Here is a 19,374-nt window from a genome sequence, read left to right on the forward strand (position 1 = left end):
TTATGCTCCCAAAATTATTTTTATTTTGTCTACTAGGGCGATATCAACAGGCTCTTCAAAACACTGCCAACCATCTTTCTCAAATTCAGCCATGTCTTCACTTTCATCTTTACAGAATAAGGCTACCTTGTTACTAGGCCATGCAAGCTCGCACAATCCAATAACTTCATCATTTGATACAAGTTCAAATCCTACTTCAGGTAAATCTATCTCAAACTCGCCAAACAACTCTAGATTTGAATCAATCACGGATTGTTCAATAACATCTTTCCATTGGTTAGATAAGGAAGAAGTGACATCTTTTCTTGGCAGTTCTATCTGCTCCGTTTCAAGTTCAATCATGCTCATTGACGTAAATGAAACGTCATCCATGAATTGTAATAAATTGAATAACTTCCAGTACCCTATTAATGATTGCTTGAAGTTAACATTTTCAACATCTGTATCATCAAAACAAATATGGACCTTTAACAATTTCGTTAAGAAATTGCAGTCTTCTATACTTTGTCCAAATTTGGCTTGTTGAAACTTCTGTAAAGATAAAGCAGTTGTCAACTCAACGAGCTTTTCTGAACTCTCGAGGCAATCCATCAATCCACCGAACCAATAGTTTTCATCATCTAAAAACTCATTTACTCGGAATAAAGGTGCATTTTCCTTAAGTTCAAACTCTAATCGTTGAGCTATTTCAGGGTTTCTTTGGCTCAAACCTTTACTTGGATTTAACCAACAAAACGAATGAACCGATGCTACGTTTTTAAACTGGATGGCATTTTCAATTGGGTTAACTAATAACTCTGACAGTAAACTGAAATTATTTCGTTTATTTAATACTGAGTTCCATTGGTTGTAGTTTTTACCAGTCAATTGTTTGGGAGATGAACCAAACATCTCTCTTAACTTGCTATTTTGGAATAAATCAAAATACTCTTTTAAATGGCTCGTATCGCTTTTATCTAGATCGTCCCAATAAAGAGTCCAAACAAGAAATTTACCACTCTGTCGAATAGCATTTCTTTTGCGAGTATCATCTCCAACTTTATCAAAATGGAATTCATATCCGTCTAAAAAAACTGCTATAGGTAATACTGTTTCAGTATTTTTAACCGGCCAAAAGACAAAGTCAGGTCGTGAAGGTATATCTATACCTTTATCTTTGTCCAAATCAACCTGAGGTTCAATTTTCCATGCTTGAGATATTTCATCTTGGCGGCCAATCGTTAAAACGTAACCATTTTTGCCATTGACGATAGAGTTACTAACTTTCCATGGTTGTCCGGCTGCTTTTAATGTATCTATAAACCTATGTTCTAGTTCACTATCTAACAGCGTGTTTGGATTAACAGACTTTAGTGTGTCCACTTCAACAATATCATTTCTGTTTTCAAGTATTTTTTGAAACAGTGATTTAGCGAGATCTCGCGATATTTTGGGCATGCGTTGGCGATCACGATATGCGTATATGCATTTATAGCAGCCATCTTTGCTAGGATCGTGATTACATGAACAGGAATCTAATTTATTAAACGACTTTTCAACTAAGTTTAATAAATTAGCTGGGGTATCCATAAGTGATTTTAAATAACCAGTTCCGCCCGGTACTGTATCGTAAATTACAAGGTAATATCGTCTGCCTTCGCCCGCGTTAACAGGCTCGCTATAAACAGTACTTTTTATATGGTCAATACTACCTTTAAAGTACAACTTAATACCTAGTTGGATTGCCGCTGCAAACGTCGCTTCATTAGCAGAGTTTATTGAATAACTTGATACTGGTAATAGAATTCTTACTGCCTCAGAAGTTAATTCTCGATACAGGTATAAGCAATCAATAAAATTATTGTCATCAAGAGCAGCTTCTGGATTCTTGTTATAACTACAGGTTAAATCATGTTTAAAATGCTTTGTCTTATTAGTTTTAACCATCCCGCATTTGTTACATACCTTAAAGCCAGTACGGTGGTCTTCATCACCAGCAATTGTTGACTGTTCTGATTGATTGTCAGGGACACCGAAATTAATATCTTTGATATTTAATTTTTTTACAAAATCAAAGCCAAAAACGACTTCATCACTATCAATCTTATAAGCAGATAGAACATCCGAATCGTCATAGCTTACTAACATTTGTCTTTTATAAAATTTAGGCTCTCTGTTATCAGAATCATCGCTAATCTTTGCATCTCTTTCGTTCGTTCTTGCATAGACTTGTCGTAGCTTTAACATTTGTGTTAATTGGCCGTTATCGCTCCAATTAACACTTTCACATTTTGGACAAGTTTTAAACTGGTCTTTGCTAATATTAATATCTTCACTGTAATTACAGTTATTACAGACGCGCCATGATTCAACAGTAGATACACTTAAATCGACTTGTTCAATTTCTACTTTATTGCCACCTGCATAAAAATGATTATCTGGCGCTAGTTCAGATAACGCTGAAGCAGCTGGTCGTTCATAATCATATGTATTTCTTTGAAATTTTGTCCCGTCTTCTTGTGATTCTGCTTGCTCTTTTTTTCTCCACAAAATTGAGCGGATAGTCACGCCCTCTTCAGGGAATGCATAATTGGGTAACAAACCTTCGTCCGTAAAGAAATTGAGTGTATGTTTTCCATTCATTTGTCGGATCAAAGAACGAATGGCTGCTCGCTCATTATTTAACAGCTCAACCTTCTCTTTGTGATCTGACTCCTGCACTTCAAGTTTATCCAGTTTGCGAAGCTCAGAATCAATGGTAGATACTCTCTTCTTTAACCCTTTTCTATCATTAACTAACTGCGTAATGCGGTTAATGATCCTTCCGCTTAAAGACATATGGTCATCATCATCTCCTCGTAAGAAGATCGAGAGTGATTTTTCAATGTCACTATCCATTTCTTCAAATAATGATGAAAACTGCTCTAATAAATAGCCTTGATGTTTTGTTATATAATCAAAAAAGATATAGGGAAATTGATGCGAGTGGCCACCTTCAACAGTATTCAAAAGATCCCTTACACTTCTTGGAACATCACTTTCTGTTACACCACCTTTTACCCACGAATCAAAACAAAATGCTGTCAGTTGTCGTTCTAAAACGGCGTTAGCTTTTAGAAATACCCCCGGTGGTTGAACTGATCCAGCCATCATATCCATAGGGTCATTGTAATAATAAAGATCGTGAGCATTACCTTCGGAAAACGTGACATTAAACGCATTCCCATCTCTTCGGCCTGCTCGCCCTATTCTCTGTAAATAATTAGACTGAGCTGGAGGAACTGAACAAAGTGCAACACTCGATAGGTCTCCAATATCTATACCCATTTCAAGAGTCGGAGTCGCGGATAATAAATTGATATCCCACTTCTCTTTACCCTTTATAAATGAATTTTCGACATTTTCCCTGACGTCTCTATCTAATAAACCTGTATGTTCAAATCCATTTACTCTCACTAAATCAAAAGTATCCCAAGATAGCTTTTTTTCTTGGTGAATTGATGTCTTGAATTTACCACTACACGTGGGAACCAAGCATGGTGAATTAAGCCAATAACTGTCTATTTTCTTATCTATATTAAGAGGGGAACCACAGTCAGAACATTCGACCTTTACCAGCTCATTCGATATCAACAACGCCTCAGTATTAACACCAAATACAGGTTCTCCTTTTACTTCTCTTTCTACCAGTATGCCGACGGATCGCAACTGACCTAAAATACGAGTAAAAATTAACTCAGATTGAGAAGTCGCAAATACCAAATCTTCATTCAGTAAATTCTTCAACAAACTAATTAGATAGGGAGAGTTTCCGGCATCTTTTTTCGACACATAATCAAACTGGTTAGATATTTTTTTAATACTTAAAAATCGAGGTTTACGTGACCGTCGGCCCCAGTTAGGCATGTAATATTGAGTCTGACCAACTTTGTTGTGTACGTAAGTATCACCTGCATTCGCAACATAATTACTTAAACTTTCGTGATAAATGCCACCATTATTTATTAATAGGTGCAAAAACGTTACTACAAAGTGCTCAACTTGAGTCACGTTCAAATCACTTAATTCAGCCACTTCTTCAATCAAGATAGAATGTATTTTATTGGTCACTTCATCCAATAACTCTCGTTCGAAGCTTATTGCTGCAAATTTAGATTTTGTTAGAGATCTGCCTAAGAAACTTTTAATACCAAATTCACTAACGACTTCCCACTCAAGTCGCGATTGAATATTTTTCGGTAAGTTTGTTGGGGATGGTAGCTTCGCTTTTTCTTGAAGCTCTTTAAAATGCGATTGCCACTCCATATCCGGAGCTATAAATGTGCCAACAAACGATTCATCATTGCCAAAATAATCTCTCGCATAGTTCGCTACACCTGAGCACAACTCTGACAAATTGTTTGGTTTTACCGTTTCAATAACTTTGGCTATTAAACTACGAATGAGTAATGGATACGTTCTAGCAGTGAAAAACCCTGCACGATGTGCTGCATCCTGAACAGAGTCACTAAAAGTAATAAGTTGCTTGTCTTGGTTATAATGTGAACCAAATAATTGATGAGCCATAACACTAATTAAACTGGCTGCCCGGCTACCTAGAACACTGACGCCCGTATCACTTTTGCAAAAAGGACAGTCGTGGCTTGCTTTTAAAACCGAGCCACCGTCGGTTAAGTTGCGCCTTTTAGTGTCGTCAGGAATATAAACCAGCAATAATTCGTCATGTCCGCAACTAGAGCATTTCTTAGTAGAACTATCGAAATTATTTAACTTAAGACAATGTGAACAAAGCTTTTGAAATCGACCTAGCTTAGCCAACTTATCATCGAAGGTCTGTACAGGGAAAATTAACTTAGCTTCAGGCCTATTATCAAAATAAAGCTGATAAAATTGAGCCAAGTCATCATTTATATGTGTGTCGGTATTACCTAATACACCACCCCAGCCTGTATTGTGGCAATCTCTACAATGTAAAACCGGCAAATACTTGGTATCAGCAATGGTTTGAGTTAGATCGTCACTAAAGGTTAATTGTGGTAGCGAATTGACACTAGCCACCATTCTTCTTAACTCTCTGAGCCAAAGTTGATGCCTCACTTGAAGCAAAGGCAAAGATGGTTTTAATTTTCCAGCAGCCAGCCTCTTACTTAAAGCATCAGCGTCTTCTTTGACTTCTTCTTTGGCTACCGAAATAAGTACACAAAAGCTTTCGATCAACTTTGTTCTTTCATATTCAGCTATTCCTGCCGAGCCAAACAAGTCTTGGCTCAAAGATTCTATAGACGTTATTTCTCCATTCAGTTTATCGAGTAACCGGTGAAAAAAGCGGTGAGATTTTAACTTTTCACCTAGCGTTATTCGTTGCTGAATACCATCGTCAGTATTGGCGGGTTTCGTAATTAAAAACGCATCTGTTTTAAACCAAGCTTGTATAACCTGATTAACATACGCTTCTGGCGAATCTATTTCTTCAAAGTTTGGCAGTTCAAAGCTCTCTGGTGAAGAAAAATACTCTAGTGAATACTCTTCTAAGAATTCTTTAGCCGACAATCTATCTTCATTAACTACTGAAGAAATATCAAACTGAGCATCAAAGATATCTTCTGCATACCCAGTCAATTCTTCATAGTTATCGCCGATAGTTGCCGATGTGCCTACGCAGGTTAAGTGCTGTTTTGGAATTTCCAGACGGTGTTTCAATCTTCTGATTAAGCATGATAAATCAGTGCCTTGTGCACCATCAAAAGTGTGTAATTCGTCAACTATTAAAAACTGTAAGCTCTCTGGGGTATTGTGTTTCCAGATCACCTGATCTTTAGGACGTAATAGCAAAAAGTCCAACATTTTGTAGTTGGTCATAAGAACATCTGGTGGATTTTCACGCAGCGTATCCTTGCAAGTGATGACTTTATCTGAACCCATCACCTTGCTCTTTTCACTATCCTCCTGACCTACAAAAAGCCCAACGGTAACTTTGTTTTTTAGTCCCTCATTAGAGTATATCGTCTCAGCAAAACGTTTCGCTTGGTCTGTCGCTAACGCATTCATTGGGTAAATAATAATTGCTTTAATGCCTTTCGCTTTTGAAGAGGCGCAATAATTTAAAACTGGGTTCATAAAACATTCAGTTTTACCTGAACCCGTCCCAGTTGCTACCAGAGTAGATAGTGGTTTTGCCGCTGTTAAGCGTTCATAAGCCTTTGCTTGGTGTTGATACGGAATAAAAGGCAAATAAAGATTAGGGAAAAAGTCACGATTCAAGCTGCTTTGTCTAAATGGCAAATTTAGCGAAATATAAGGCCCTTTTGATAGATTTTCCTTAGTGCTGAGGAAATCCTCCATGGCGCTTGAATAAACACCATCCACATCAGTTCGCGAAAACAAATGAGAACTCATTTCAAATGAGTGCAAAAGGAATGAGCGAATTGCTTGTTCTGTTTGTTGGCTAATAATACTAGGTAACATATATTCTTTCCTTAACCCTTAGTAACCAGTTCAGATATGGCGCTGCTGTCCTTTTCAACATCTTCTATACTAAACAAATTCCAGTCATCTATTTCACATTCCGGTTCATCGAAATAAATGCCGATTTTAAGTTCAGGCCACGCAAATTCTAATTCAGCTATCACTTCAAACTTTGCATTTGAGATTTCATATCCAACGATTGGTAAATCAATACCTTCACGTTGAAAACCACAATAAATAGTTTTTGATATCTCATCAATGAAGAGGTTATCAATGTCAATTTCTTTCGGCTCTGGGGTTTTAAGAAGTTCTGCGACTTTCGACCAATTTGAGTCAAAATAGTATCTATCTATTAATTTGGCAGGATTCACAAATTTATGAATTATTGGATTCGTCAATAAGTATTCGACAACTATCAGCCAATAGTTATCACCTTCGATTAAACACTTTTCCATTTGAGATCTGGATAATGCAACTCCAGTCCTGTTCCAAGCACCTCTTTGCCCTTTTACTTCGATGAAATAAATTTCACCTGTATCGGGATCAACGGCTTTCATATCAAACCCTTTGTTCACACCACCTAATAACTCAACATCAACGAAGCTTTGCTGCTCAAGCCATTGCTTAACGTAAATCTCAGCCTTTGAACCGAAGACTGAATCATCACGCTCTGCCTTTTCAGAACGCTCATGGGTGTCTTCACTTTCTACATAGCTGAATAGACGATAACCAAGAGAGTCCTGGTTGGTCAGTTCGCTGGTATTGTATTTGGTACCGCCTTTGTCAGGAGAAAAATATTCACCATTAGACTTTGGAGTTCTTGAAGAGCCGTTATTTTTCTTTAACGATAATGTGCCTTGGATAGGAGATCTACTAACATCGCCTTTCGAAGATGAAACACTCGAACCATGATTTGAATTTTCTTTGTCATAGTATTCTTCTGTTTCAATTTCTGGGCGTTGAGCATCACAGCTTTCACCAAAGTTTCTTACTTCACCTTCATGGCCTGTGCTTTGATTAGAGATAGAGTAGTTATCTCCTCGCGAAACAGGCTCTTTGTATAAGTCACTTTTAGCTTTTTCATTTTCTTGAGTTGTAGAAGCTGAAGAAACATTATCATGCGATTCAACTGCACTAGGCTCACTGTCATCTTCTGTAGTTTTTAATTGTTCATATACAGCAGATACAGCCTCTCCCTCGCTTTCATCATCAAGAGATGATTCACCAAAGGCTTCTTTAAAACTAGTATCATGTTCGACTATTGCTTTGTCACAGGCTTGGTCATTTTCAGGCTCTGAAGTATCAAAGGTTTCTGAATTATGATGCTGCTCGTCTTCAACTGTTTGCTCAACATCATAACTCTCACTAAACAATCGCTCAACAATGTCAGCCTTACTATCATCAAGCTCAAGATTTTCCTTTTGAATAACAGTTTGCAAACGAGATTCTGAATGAATATTTATAAATACACGAATAAATTTTTCATAACTATTCGCTCTTTTACCGAAGAAGTGTCGCGCAATGCTTTGGGCAAGTTCATCTTTGATATCTTCAATATCATTGTCGGTATCATTAACAAGGATTAGTGCAGGCTCATCGGGATCATAAACACCAAGCTCAGTTTTGACCTCGACATGGCTTTTGTCTCCAAGTGAATACCTAACCGTTAACTGTTCACAAGCGTATTCTTTCGAACGATAAAAATTAGCAAGCTGCTGAATAATTTCATCATCCAGACTCAGGTTATCTGCTATAAACAAGCAAATAGCCTTTTTTGCAAAACCAGTTATTTGTACCTTCGTTTCTTTGTTTAATCCCGATACACCACTAACCGTTACGGTAATATTCTCAGAAGCCTTTTTAACTCCCAAGCCTTCAAAGAAAGTAAAAAACTCAGTAGCACTTGACCAAGTGAAATTTACACTTCCATGATCTTCAAATAACCTTTTTATCTTGCCATCGTCCGCAACATAAAGTTGCTTATCATGCGAAAGCCAAGTGCCTATGTCTGTATACACTTTCGCACTCTTTGCAAAGTTACTCCACTGGACATCTTGTACAAACTCTTCTGAGCGAATGTTTGTATTAATATGCCTAACAACTCTGTTTAATCGATCTTTTTCTTCTTTTGAAAGTGGTTTGTTACTTTTTGCAAGCACTTGATATGCAGAATAATAAGACTCAATACCATGTCTTTCCTTCACACCTAAGGTGTCTATTGTATAAAACCTTAGCTTTTCAGGTAAGTAGCTCGATAACCCTACAAAACTAGCTCCAAGAGAAGATATGTTTTCCCACACAGAATTTTCAGGAGCAACCCATTCGTCTCTAGGCTCGTTCAAGTAAATTAATTTCTCTAAAGATAACCTTTTTTGAATACGAGCAGCTTCTCCCGGATCTTTCCAATTAGACAGCGCATCGTAAGCTAAAATTAAAAAGTCTACGTCTACTTTATCTTTGCTCTTCTGTGCTTTTATCTGATCCATGAATCCTTTAGGTGTAGGCTCGGTTATTAAGCCAAGTTTTTTAGCGAATACTTTAGATACGTTGTCTTTCAAGTAGTTTAATGATCTACCAAAATAACCTCTTTCCGATTCAGAGAAACAATGTAGTGTAGGAGAGGGTTTAACAAAGCCTTGACTAGTGCTCAGTAACCAAGACTCGTTTAATAAAAAATAACTCAGACAGAAATTGCTTTTATATTCTGATTTAATAATTTCATCGTCAGAATATACCCTATAAAGCCATTCATAGGCTCGTTTACGATTATCCTCATCTGTCCAAAATTCAGTATCCAAAAATGCTCTGGGAGTTGCTTTAAACTTTGGGCTTTCGTTTACCGATATAACGAATGGTGTTACATGATCACTGATTTCTAATGCGCTAAAAAAGTCTGAAGCTAAGTCTTCGTCTACCCAATTAACATAGTCTTCGCATAAAACAATTATGTGTTTTAACTCATCAGCGTTCGTATAAATCTTTTGCCATAAAGGATGTTCATTTTCAGATAAGGGAACAACATACCGAGTATGTTCCAACGGAGTAACCCACTTACCATCAGCAGATTTAAATGGTAAAACGCTTTTTAAAGCTCTTAACGTTTCAACAGGCAAATCATCAATATTTTCAACTAAATACTTACTAAGAGCTTCCAGCGACTCCTCTGTACAACTATTTTTATTGTGCTTTAAAAAACCTACAACTGAACTTTCTAAATAGCTCACCGCATGGACTTCATCCACATTAAACATCAATTTTACTGATGTTTTAATATGTGGTGGCATTATATTGAAAAAGGTTTTATCAATATAATTCGGTTGAGTGTTTTCACCTTCACCATTAACTAAAACTGGTACTTCATGTTTGTCTTCACTAGGTAGAAATAAATTTTTATACTTTGAGTTTTGCAGTCCAGATTCACATTTAAATAAATTACACGAACGCAACTGACTCAAATAGTTATCATATTTCTTTGCGCTGCCCCATTGCCCCTTTTGTTGCGTAACTTCAACAATGACGGGCATTAAGTCGTCATTAGATATATCATCGTCTGATTTAATAAGCCCTAAGAAGCTAACAAATTCTTTCTGACCAAAGCTTTTTAAGCCTATGGCTGAGCTTACTCTAGAAATTAGTGATGAATCGTCCCAGAATAAATCAAACGGAAAACGCTTAGTAACACTTAATGGCCAAGATTGCAAAAAGCCATAAGTATTGCCAAGAGATAGTACTTTTGACGGAAGTTCATACTTACCTGATAGCGTCGGTATGCACTTTGATACTTTTAACGCTTCCTCGACCCTTTCTCGAACATTATTCCAATATATAACTCTATTACTGCCAAAAACTGGCACCCAAGCCCATCGGCTTATATCCCCTTTTTGCGAAAGTATTTTGGAGATAGTTTTAGCAGCAAAGTTCGCTACTTCGCCACGCATCCAGTTATTCCATTTTAAGTCCTGTCGTATAGACTCTCGACTGGCGCTTAGAATAAAATCTGCGTTAACTAAAAATGGAAGCCCTGTCTCACTTTCAGTAGGTAAGTAACAATATAGCGGGCTTTCTTCTAGTTCGAAATTAACGGGGAAAGCGATAGAAATATCTCGCTTAGTAACGTTTTCCCTAAGCTCATTTACGGCATCTGCTGGAACACTGATTGTTTGGCTTTTTAATAAGTATTTAACGCTAGTGTTTTGGCTAGAAGATTGAGTGTTTAGCTCAACGTAATTACCGTCTTTTGTTAAATGATAATCAGCGTAGTAGTTAGGTGTTTTGATAGAAAGTTTTTTTAATTTTCTTAAAAACAATACCAGTTCAGGTGAAAGCTTTGACAGTTCTGTCTGAACTTTATCAAACATCCTAAATTCACTGCCTTGCTTGTCCTGCAACGGCAGTAACAAGGTAGTTCCACTGCCATTATAAAATTCAGAAAAATCATCCTCTAACCAATATGGCACTATATAACCAAGTCCAGTTTTGGGGTCATCTTTCAAGAACTTAATTTGAAAACCGTTAGACAAAATATGAGGAGCTGGAGAGACAACAAAAACAGACTTAAAACCGATCCCTTTTTCACCAATATAGCCAGCGTCTTTTTGATTGGCTTTGGTCGACTCGCCGATTGATGAAACAGCTTTAATATTGTCAATATTAAAGCCTAATTCATTATTTCTTATCACCAAACAGCCACTACAACCTTTTGTATTGGTAGGGTCGTAATTAAGCAACTCAAAGCTAAGTTCAGGTGTTACATTATCGTCGTAATGATTATCTTCCGCATTTTGAATCAGCTCAAAAATAAAATGGATATCTTTAGAGTAAAGCTGTTCTGAAAGAATCTTTAAAGAGTTTCTCAATCTAGCTTTTGTTCCCTCAGGTAAATTACATTCACCTGTATTGGCTGCTATTAGATAATCCTCTTCAATAAACTGCTCTATTTGGCTTTTTGCCGTTTTTACTGCTTGGTCCATCTGTAATTCTACTCCTTGTTAGTTCCAAAACGGCGTTCGAATTCTGCCCATACAGTTTTGTAATCTTCTTCGCGGTCGCATCTGTCGAATGGTGCGTGGTATTCTATGGTGCGCTCAACTGGACCATCTGGAACAGTATCGTCCATGTAGGTTTTGGTAACGATGCCAGATTTAAGATCTTTAATATCTTCCCAGCCAATCTGGCCGTTTTCTTCATTCCATGGATTGTCTTCAGTGCCCGCTTTTAGTTTTGAGATTTGCTCGCAGCCTTCAACAAACACTCCTTCTTTTATGCTTACATTGAAATCATTTTTCTTGTTATATTTACGATCTAAACCGACTCCCAGTAACCCTTTGCTGGACGTGAATACGATGCGCCCCAAGCGATCATACCAAGTATCTAGTTCATACTGCCTCATTACCGGAAACTGAACTCTATAAATAGTAAGCAGCTCATCTAAAATCAAACCTAATTCGAGAGCTACTAACACATCAATTTCTATTAGCGCTATCCTTCTTTCAAAATCTGTTCTTAATGCACTACCTCTGAACCAATTAGAGGACAGGTTCTTATAAAAACTATTGTTTAATCTAGTGTCTTCTATAGCCCAACTATCATTTCTAAAACACTCTTGCCAATTGTCGGACCACAATTTTTCATAATGTTTTGTTAAACAATTCAAAGATAAGCCACGAAGCCTAATTGCATCATTTTCAATATAAGGGAAGGTTTCCAACAAGGAGCCGTACAGATCAGATTTACCTGTAGATTTCAAATAAAAATCGTAGATTAATGAGTGAGTTGATGAGGAAAAATTCGCCAGTCTTTTTGTGCACCTAAATGTTGTAGATATTGCTGTATTAATATTTGCTGAATTAATAGGAGCAATTGCAGATATCAAAGACCTCTCTGACGAAGCTCCGAACATTCTACGATTTACTAATCGATAGAAATCAGTGATAGGTTTTGAAGTAGTTTCGCTGTTAACTACCCATGGAACTTTTGGCGTTCTAGCTAAATATTCCGCCTCGTTACATGCTGGAATATAGTTTGTTCGAGGTAAATAGTCTTCAGGTAAACTAGTTAAATCTAACACATCATAATCACTGTTCAGTTTGCATGGAAATCTAGGTGTTTTATATAAAGGCGAAGCAACAAAAAAATGTGGGCCTGAGATAATCCACTCTTTTGAACTACTTGGAAACTTAGTGAGTCGTTCAATATTCCCTTCTTTTTGAGCGTTTGTTTCATGCCACATTTCAAGCGACAAGTATTCACTTTTATAATCAGACAACCTACTAGGATATGCCGAAAATTTCTCCAAAACAGAAACTAGATGTGTGGAGTGTAACGCAGGTAATCTAGCAGCTTTCGCCGGAGTGCCAATAACGTCATAAAGTCTGGCAAATAATGCTAAGACATCGTCGTTTATGGTTAGTGCTCTGCTGGCATGTGGGGTAGTTCCCCAGTTGCTAATAACCTTGCCATCTAGCGTTATATTTATGTCTTTCAATCCCGGTGTATTACCTGAACCGTCATGACTAAAAATTTCGTCTATTGTTTTGGGAACAAATAAATTAGCTATATTTTTAAAAGAACTTTGGTGTCTGGCTGTGCCATATACATTAATGCTGTAAGTTGTTGCATGATGAACTTCAGAGAACAGCGATTTTTCATTATGAAATTGAAAATGCGCTCTCAAGCGAGGATAAATCATCTCTCTTAAATTACCACCTTTGGGATCATCGTAAATTCCTTCAGGATGCAAAAAAGCAGAAATACCATTGTGGTTTGAAATTCTCCAGCCAAGCGGTAAAAAGCATTTGTAAAGGTTGGTTTGTTGGCCTTTTAGCTCGTTATAATTCACTATAGAATTCAAAAAATTCTGAGTACCTTCCGATTCATTAAACTCTCTTAAATAAGCATCTTGAAGTTTAGGTAATTTATTAAAAGTTTCTTCTCGTATCGTATTGAGTCCTGAAGCAGATAGTTTCTTTAATATAAACTTAGGTTCAAAATCCCCTATGATCCCTGTTTCCTCCCAACTCACCTTCAACCAAGGCGGGTTTCCCAAAATCAAATCAAAGCCAGAATTCTTTTCAAAAATATCGGTAAACTCTAACTCCCAATGGAAGTATTTGTACCTTTCGGCCAGAGTATCCGCAATTTTCACCCTAGGCATTACATCAAAAATGACTTTCTTATTAAGCGTACCTTTGGAGGTTAATAAAGATTGATACTGAACCGACTGCTCTGCAACTTTAGGCTCTGCAAATAAGTCGTCCATAAAGCCAGAATCAACAGCGTCATCCATTACTGTTTCTTCTAATTCTTGTGGTGTTGTTTGAATATAACCATCGAGTAAGGTCTCAATATCAGACAAATATTCCCAACGTTCTGGTAACTCCTCTGCCAAATCAATTGGCCAAAACCAAAGTGCACACCAATAATCCATTACCATTTTTAAACGCTGATAACTGCTCGCACCATCAGTCATGGCTTTTTCTAGCATTTTGTCTTTGGTGGCCATATTGGTGATAGACATGGCATCAGCTTTATTTGGCCAAAGTGGCAGATCGTCGGTGGTTAGTTGACGTTCTTTAGCTCTACTTTTCGTATGCTCGGCCCATAAATCATCTATTTTCTTGCTTATGCGTTGTAGAGCAGATTTATCTTCATCACTCCATGGTTTGTTAAACTCTTTGCGCCACTCGTTGATGGTTTTGATCTCATCCGGCTTTAAGCCTTTTACTACTTTGTCGGTATAGTTAGCCATACCGAGATCACCCAGCAAGAAATGATATACTTGATGGTCTTCGCGTTTTTTACCGGGTTCAATTCTTATTGGCGCTTGGTTTAACCAACTTGGGTTTTTCTGTGATTTATAGGTTAACTGATGGGCTGGGAACACTTGCCTTCGAGCACCAATTAACGAGTTACCATTAAATAACTGATACCCAAACCATGGAACAAACGCTTCTGAGCTTATCGCATTCAGCCACAAAGACACTTCTGCCAGTTCTACAGCGACAGGATTTAAATCAACGCCGAATACGTTGCTATCGGCGATATACATTTTAACCCGTTGCAATTCACGGGTGTATTCGTCTTGCGGTATACGTTTATTTTCGGCTTGCTGCTTAAAATACAAATAGTGCTCTGACAGCTGGTTTATAGCTTCGTTTAAGAAAGCTGCGCTGCCCATTGCTGGTTCACAAACAGTCAATTTGATAATGGCATCTGCTTTTTCTTGTGCTGTTTTCAGCGGTTCTATTTTTTCTTTAAACAACTCTTTAAGTGCATATTTCACCAGTGATTTAGTGAGCACTTCTGGCGTGTAGTATGAGGCTGATTTTTCACGATCACGCCCTGCCATTCTGTATATAAAGCTACCTTTATCAAACTTTTTATAGCGTGTTTTTTTCTCACCACCTTCATATACGGTATGCGTGACTTTTTCATCTTCGTCATACTCATTAAACTGCTCGGCAGTAACAAAGTAACCTGTTTCTAACTCGCTATATTTATCGCCTTTTTTCTTCACTTCGTACAAAGTTTCTTGGGCGAAAAATCCTCGATATGATAATAATGCTTCGTATACTGCACCGAGTTGGTTGATACCTAGTTGCGAATATGAAATACGACCACGGCGTGACTTCCCTGACTTTTCTTTACTTAACGACATTAAGTTAAGAATACGCTGCATTGTTTGGTTGGTGAACACCACTTTATTTAACGTAGGTGTGCGCTTTGGATCGAACAGGTGGCTGTCTAATTGAGTGATCTTAAACGTATCTAACCCACCACCTGTTGCTTCCAGTTCTTGGGTCAAATTGTCTTTCTTTTTGTTTGGCTCATATCCTTTGTGGATAAGCTTGAACAGTAAATTTAGACTGTCGTGAATATAACGACCTTGTTTATCAGCTTCACTGTAAAGCGGAACAAGTTCCAAGTCTCTTAGAGTCTCTAGGCTATATCCCTTTAGGTAGATCATCGACTTTAAAGGAGCATATTCAAGCTCTGGCCTTGCTTCAATATAAAACAAGAACAAAAGTCGGTACATATAACGCAAACACTCACGGCTCAGATCTTCTGGCTGAATTGCATTACTACCGGTGTAATTGGCTTTACCTTGTTTAATTAAATATTGAGTTGCTTCGTTACCTAGTAATTCGATTGATTCACGTAAGGCATATTTAAGATCTTCTGACACTGCAAAAGCATGCTTGTGGCTATTTTCATCTAGGTTGTCAAGCAGCGGCTGACCAGATTCTGGCATTACAGAGTCTTTATGCAATAACGCAGCACAAGCTTTTAGAGTATCGGTTTCTTTTCTTCCGAGAATTTCTTCAAAGTCAAAACGCAATAAACGGTTTTGTGCCCATTTGGTACGATCTATTAATAGCGCTTGACGGTTACCCAACAACAAAACCCATCTTGGCGGGTTATCTTCAGTTAGAATGTGTTTTGAGATAATGTCTTGCCAGCTAAGACTTAAGAAAGAGCTTTTGTGTTTTTTTAATAACTCAGCTTCTTGAGTAACCGACTTATCTAACTGTTGTTGCAGAAGGTTAAGTGCTAATGGATCTTGGTTGTCATCATCAAACTTATCGTGCGCTTCGACCACCCACAAAAACGGCGTGTCGTTTTGTTGATAATTTGCCAATAGTGGCAGTTTTAAACCCGAATCAAGCTCTACAAAGGTATGCTTTAATTGATAACCTAACGGCGATAGTATATTTGTCCAACGTCTTCTTTGCTGCTGAAGCCTTTTCTCTAACTCTCTTTCTCTACTGTGTTCATTTAGTTGTTTAAAATAACTGCCAGCATAGGAAGATAATTTGGAATAAGGTGAACGAAAGCCTTGCTCTACTTCGCGACCTAATGCTCGTTCTTTTTTTTCAAACTCACGAGCTTCTGTCTCTTTGCTCGCCCATTGTTCCATTACACCACGAATATCAGACTCAAACACAGACGTTAAATAATGGTGTGAGTAAAAGTCGTTTTCGTTGTAAATACCTACTAAATTTGACATGACTTATTACTCCTCACTGCCTGTGAATACGGCTATTAACTGAATATAAGGTGTGATTTCTGTTGTCATGGTGTCTTCAATCCATTGAATATAATCATCAAATAATTGCTCAATACGCTTTTGTTCTTTTTGCTTTTTATCTTCAACGATTTGTTGAATGCCGCCAGTTTGTTCAAAACTGAATGCTAATTGCTTTACTCGCTTATCTCTAAGGGCTTCGAGCGCATCAATTTGTTTCTGCAACTTATGGTCAATTTTGGATTCTTTTTCTTTACGCATCGTTTGAAAATATTCAGATGCCTTAGCAATCGCTGTTTTCAACAAGGCTTGCTGCATTGCTGTATTGTCAGTTTTAGCCGGATTGGATAACTTGTCTTTTTTAAGATTTAATTGATCAGCGAATTGCTCGAAACTGTCAAAGCTATCAAACTGGTCGTTAGTAAAGTTAACCACCACCCAGTCGTTGATTAATGGATGGCTCTTTCTGTTTGGATAAATAGCATTAAGAATAAACGCTGTTTTATTACTGACCATTTTATGAGGTACACGAACAAGTGGAGCGTGATGACGCCCAAAGGCGGAAAGGACCTTATCGTTTAGCCACTCCATTACAGGATGAAGTTGCCACAAATAGTTTTTCCTAGGCCATGCATGTTGCTGACCTCTAGATTCGGCTATTTCAATCGCCATCTGCTCTATGTCGTTGGTCAAGACAAATTGATCGCCTTCTGGATACACTTCAGGTGGTAATTGTTTTAACCTTTGCTCAAGCTCTTTATTCACGGTTAATGACAATGTAGACGAGTTGGTTTTATGAAACTCTAATCGCTGGCCTTTACGCTTTATATAATCCAGACTTTGCTCTGCAAAGCTAATGTCCGACTCAAAGAGTGATGCAAGTTCTCTCGTTTCAATTGTACTGTCAGACACATGCATTTCTGCCGGTAAAAATGCATCCATTGGGCCTTGTGACTTCTCTTCTGGCTCATCAAAATCACCAAAGATATCTGCCAAGATGTCTTCACCGGAAGTGAAGCTTGCGGCAATAACTTCTGCCACGGCTTCCTCTTCTGATTCCTGATCGTATTTGCCAGTAAACTCAGAGGGATCGCCAATATTTTTCTGTGCTTGTTCATCCTTTTCAATTAACACTTCACTGGTGCGACTGTCACCACGGACATCATCATTTAAGCTAGTTGTTACTAGGTAACGAATGAGAGGTTGCTTTGTTTGACCATAACGATCAATACGACCATTACGTTGCTGAAATACCATTAACGACCATGGGATATCGAAGTGGATCATTTTATGGCTGAGGTAATGTAAGTTGATTCCTTCTGAAGCGACATCAGAACAGACTAAAAGCCTTAATTTCGACTGCTCTTTGCCAAATTCCTCTACTGTTTGCATTAGCTCCGTGTCTGACATTTCTTGGCCTTTTAAAAAGCCAATTTGCTCTTCTTTTAATCCTAAATCTTTCTGGAGGTTGTCATACAAGAAATTAAGCGTTGGTATACTTTCAGTAAAGATTACAAGGCGATCATCTTTTTTATTTGGTTTCCAGCCAAAACCTTCTTTCTTGTCTGAAATAAGTTTTAATAAACGTTGATACTTACTGAAATTCTCAGGTGTAACTCGCTCTAATGCAAAAGCAAAAGATTTTAGTGAATTAAGATCATCCTCAAAGTCTGCGTCATTTTTAGCTTCTAGTCGCTTTATTCGATTGTTTACAGTCGATAAACACGCCATGGGACTAGAGAAGAGAGTTTTTTCTAACGTGACCCTTAACAACTGACTGGCCTTTTTACCTTTGTCGAGAGTACTCAGTTTTAGAGCCGTTAATTCTCTATAAACGTCTTCTTCTACGGCGCTAGCTTGGGATTTAACCGTTTGAATATCACGTTCTGGGAAATCTTTTGCTATTTGATCTTTTACGTCTTTCTTGAAACGACGAACTACTAATCCCTTATCGCTAAAATCGTCGTGCTCGTATTCCTTTTCGTTTGAAATAGCAGTGGCATCCAGCATATTCATTAGACTGGCAAAACTTTCTGGTTTTCCATCATGCGGTGTAGCAGATAACATAATTAATGTATCTGACCGCTGAGATAATAATGACGCTAAACGACTGCGCTGTGAGTTTGAGCCACGTCTTGCGACATTGTGGGCTTCATCGATCACAATAATGTCCCAATATGCTTGTTCTAGATAATGGCGATATTCGACATCTTGCTTTAGAGTATCTATTGATATGATGGACTTGTCGTAGAAATGAAACGGATTGTGATTCGTTGGGATACGATTACGGACTCTTTGTAGACCCGCTGAGTCAAGTCGTGTTAATGGTATTGAAAATCGGCTCCACATCTCCTTCTGGAACTGAGTCAACATTGATTTAACCGCCAATACTAATATACGTTTTCCTTTACCGCGACGGATAAGTTCTGACATCAATATGCCAGCTTCCAGCGTTTTACCTAGACCAACAGCATCTGCAATTAATATACGCTGTCTAGGCTGTTTAAGTGCTGTTATGGTTGGATCAAGCTGGAATGGCAAGGTATCCATGGCCGCTTTATGGCCAAAGTATATATGCTCATCTGTTGGTACTTTTTGGCGTAGCATTGCTTCAATATAGAGCATGCTGTCTTTGTAATTGGGAGATTTATCTTCAACCAATTTAGTTGTCGCCGGATCTAGTATTTCAATCGAAGAATTGGAGAACTCTTTATTATTCTCGATAGATGTTAAAAAGCGCCCTTCTTTACCACGAACAAGCTCGGAGATCCCTTCACATTCAATAAGATAACCCCCGTCAACTGTGGGATCTGACTTTCTCACTACCCATTCTGCATCGCGAACAACAATTCTCATACCGGGTGTGTAGTTTGTTGGTTTTGTATTTTTGGTTTGTATGTTCATTT

Annotated in this window: 4 protein-coding genes; all 4 read right to left on the reverse strand. The window is 37.8% G+C overall.

The features are described from left to right. Genes EXT46_RS11025 through EXT46_RS11040 form a run of 4 tightly spaced genes read right to left on the reverse strand, consistent with a single transcriptional unit; the run spans position 1 to position 19,372 of the window. Positions 1-6,444 carry a DEAD/DEAH box helicase gene (locus EXT46_RS11025; protein WP_130147276.1) on the reverse strand — a complete coding sequence of 2,148 codons (6,444 nt, stop codon included), beginning with the start codon at positions 6,442-6,444 and terminating at the stop codon, positions 1-3. A gap of 11 nt (positions 6,445-6,455) precedes the next feature. Further along, positions 6,456-11,414, reverse strand: coding sequence for a DUF3883 domain-containing protein (locus tag EXT46_RS11030; protein WP_130147278.1), 4,959 nt, complete (start codon positions 11,412-11,414; stop codon positions 6,456-6,458). Positions 11,415-11,422: 8 nt separating this feature from the next. Further along, a complete protein-coding gene (locus EXT46_RS11035) occupies positions 11,423-16,450 on the reverse strand; it encodes a hypothetical protein (protein WP_130147280.1) in 5,028 nt (1,675 codons plus the stop codon). A 6-nt stretch (positions 16,451-16,456) separates the two neighbouring features. Further along, positions 16,457-19,372 carry a DEAD/DEAH box helicase gene (locus EXT46_RS11040; protein ID WP_130147282.1) on the reverse strand — a complete coding sequence of 972 codons (2,916 nt, stop codon included), beginning with the start codon at positions 19,370-19,372 and terminating at the stop codon, positions 16,457-16,459. Between the last annotated feature and the right edge of the window lie 2 nt (positions 19,373-19,374).

Source organism: Pseudoalteromonas sp. CO325X (assembly GCF_004208955.1).
Lineage (GTDB): Bacteria > Pseudomonadota > Gammaproteobacteria > Enterobacterales > Alteromonadaceae > Pseudoalteromonas > Pseudoalteromonas ruthenica.